Annotated in this window: 2 protein-coding genes and 3 tRNA genes; all 5 read left to right on the forward strand. The window is 62.7% G+C overall.

Annotated features, from left to right (window positions below):
- Positions 1–838, forward strand: an 838-nt coding sequence (locus tag AC1DU6_RS26700) for an aminotransferase class I/II-fold pyridoxal phosphate-dependent enzyme (protein ID WP_477860810.1), incomplete at its 5' end; no start/stop codon positions are given.
- Positions 835–2,238 (forward strand): glutamate--tRNA ligase, encoded by a 1,404-nt coding sequence (gltX, locus tag AC1DU6_RS26705; RefSeq protein WP_477860812.1) that lies wholly within the window; start codon positions 835–837, stop codon positions 2,236–2,238. The genes AC1DU6_RS26700 and gltX, both read left to right, overlap by 4 nt.
- A 76-nt stretch (positions 2,239–2,314) precedes the next feature.
- A tRNA-Ala gene (locus AC1DU6_RS26710) sits at positions 2,315–2,390 on the forward strand.
- A gap of 49 nt (positions 2,391–2,439) precedes the next feature.
- A tRNA-Glu gene (locus tag AC1DU6_RS26715) sits at positions 2,440–2,515 on the forward strand.
- A gap of 52 nt (positions 2,516–2,567) precedes the next feature.
- Positions 2,568–2,644, forward strand: a tRNA-Asp gene (locus AC1DU6_RS26720).
- The last annotated feature ends 1 nt before the right edge of the window (position 2,645 follow it).

A 2,645-nucleotide genomic window follows, 5' to 3' on the forward strand; every position in this document is an offset into this window, starting at 1 on the left:
GTTCGGTGTCGAGACCAGCTTTGTCTCGCAGACTGACCTCGCCGAATGGCGTGCAGCCGTCAAGGCGACAACCAAACTACTCTTCGCCGAGACGCCGACCAACCCGCTGACCGAGGTCTGCGACATCCGCGCCTTGGCGGACATTGCCCACGGAGCCGGCGCCATCCTGGCGGTCGACAACACCTACTCGACGCCAGCGCTGCAGCGCCCCACCGAGATGGGTGCCGACATCGTCATGCATTCGGCCACCAAGTACATGGATGGCCAGGGTCGCGTGATGGCCGGCGCGCTGTGTGGCTCCAGCAAGTTGATCCGCGATGTCTTCGGCCCGGTGCTGCGTACCGTCGGCATGACGCTGGCGCCTTTCAACGCCTGGGTCGTGCTCAAGGGCTTGGAGACGCTGTCGCTGCGCATGAAGGCCCAGAGCGAGCAGGCCCTGGCCGYTGCGCGCTGGCTGGAGGCGCAGCCGGAGGTGGACCATGTCTACTACCCATCGCTCGCATCCCATCCTCAGCATGACCTGGCCATGCGCCAGCAAAGCGGGCAGGGCGGGGCGGTGCTGTCCTTCGACCTGCGCGCCGATACCTCTGAAGCTGCACGTGCAGCAGCTTTCCACGTCATTGACAGCACGCGCGTGCTGTCCATCGCCACCAATCTCGGCGATACGAAATCCATCATCACTCACCCCGCGACGACCTCGCACGGCCGCCTGACCGAGGACCAGCGTCAAGCCGCCGGCATCGGGCAGGGGCTGATCCGCCTGGCCGTTGGCCTCGAGCATGTAGACGACATCACTGACGATCTGCTGCGTGGCCTTTCCACTTTGAAAATCCGATGAGCTCCACTTTCGACAAGGTCCGCACGCGCATCGCACCGTCGCCGACCGGCTTTCTGCACCTGGGCACGGCCCGCACCGCCCTTTTTTCCTGGGCCTATGCCCGGCACCACGGCGGCGAGTTCGTGCTGCGCATCGAGGACACGGATGTGGCCCGCTCCACGCAGGACTCGGTCGACCAGATCATTGCGGCGATGAACTGGCTCGGCCTGAACTACGACGAGGGTCCGATCTACCAGATGCAGCGCCTGGACCGCTATCAGGCCGTCGTCGAACAGTTGATCAGCGAGGGCAAGGCCTACCGCTGCTATGCGACGCCCGAGGAACTGGACGCGATGAAGGAGGCCCAGCAYGCCCGCGGCGAGAAGAAGCTCTACGACCGCCGCTGGCGCCCCGAGCCGGGCAAGGTGCTGCCCGCCCCGCCGGAGGGTGTGAAGCCCGTCATCCGCTTCGCCAACCCCGTCGATGGCGACGTGACCTGGAACGACCTGGTCAAGGGGCCGATCACGATCAACAACCGCGAGATCGACGACCTCATCATCGTGCGCACCGACGGTGTGCCGACCTACAACTTCGCCGTCGTCGTCGATGACTGGGACATGCGCATCAGCCATGTTTTCCGCGGCGACGAGCACATCAACAACACGCCCTGGCAAATCAACATCTTCAATGCGCTGGGCGCACCGCTGCCGCAGTTTGGACACCTGCCCATCATCCTGGGTGACGATGGCCAGAAGTTGTCCAAGCGCCGCGGCGCTGTCAGCGTGACGGCCTATGCCGACGGTGGCTATCTGCCCGAGGCCATGCTGAATTACCTGGCCCGCCTGGGCTGGAGCCATGGCGACGATGAGTTGTTCACGGCCGAGCAGATGGTGGCGTGGTTCGATGGCTCGCATCTGTCCAAGAGCCCCGCGCAGTGGGACCCGGCCAAGCTGGACTGGGTCAACGGCCATTACCTGAAGCAGATCGATGAGGGCCGGCTGGCTGATCTTGTCGTCACGCAACTCAAGGCCAAGGGTATTCAAGCCACGGTAGAGCAGGTCCAGCCCAAGGTCGGTCTGTTCAAGGATCGCTGCGCGACGGCCGCCGCACTGGCCGATTGGCTCGCGATGTATTTCGCGCCCGTCATGCCATCGGTCGAGGATCTTGCGGCTTACATCACCGATGCCGTGCGCCCGGCACTGGCTGTGCTGGCAGAACGACTGTCGGCCATGACCGACTGGAACAAGGCCGGCATCCAGCAGGCCTTGAAGGAAACCCTTGCGGCCACCGGACTGAAGATGCCGCAGTTGGCGGTACCGGTGCGCGTGCTGGTGTGCGGGCGTTCTCAGACCCCGRGTGTGGATGCCGTGCTGGAGCACTTCGACAAGAAAAAAGTCCTCGAACGCTTGCATTCCATTTGAATTTCGTCATATACTCTTGGTCTCGCTTGAACAGCGCTGTTAACGAAGAGACTGACAACAGTCAACTCGAAAACACGGGGGTATAGCTCAGCTGGGAGAGCGCTTGCATGGCATGCAAGAGGTCAGCGGTTCGATCCCGCTTACCTCCACCAAAAGGCCTTGGCTTATTGGATGGCGCGCGGTTCAAGTTGCGAAGGTTTCGTCCCCTTCGTCTAGAGGCCTAGGACACCACCCTTTCACGGTGATTACAGGGGTTCGAATCCCCTAGGGGACGCCAAGTTTGATGAGCTTGGATATTGTCGAAAGACGGTATCGAATTCATCCCACGCGGAGTGGTAGTTCAGTTGGTTAGAATACCGGCCTGTCACGCCGGGGGTCGCGGGTTCGAGCCCCGTCCACTCCGCCAA

This window comes from Roseateles sp. P5_B10, from assembly GCF_056400485.1.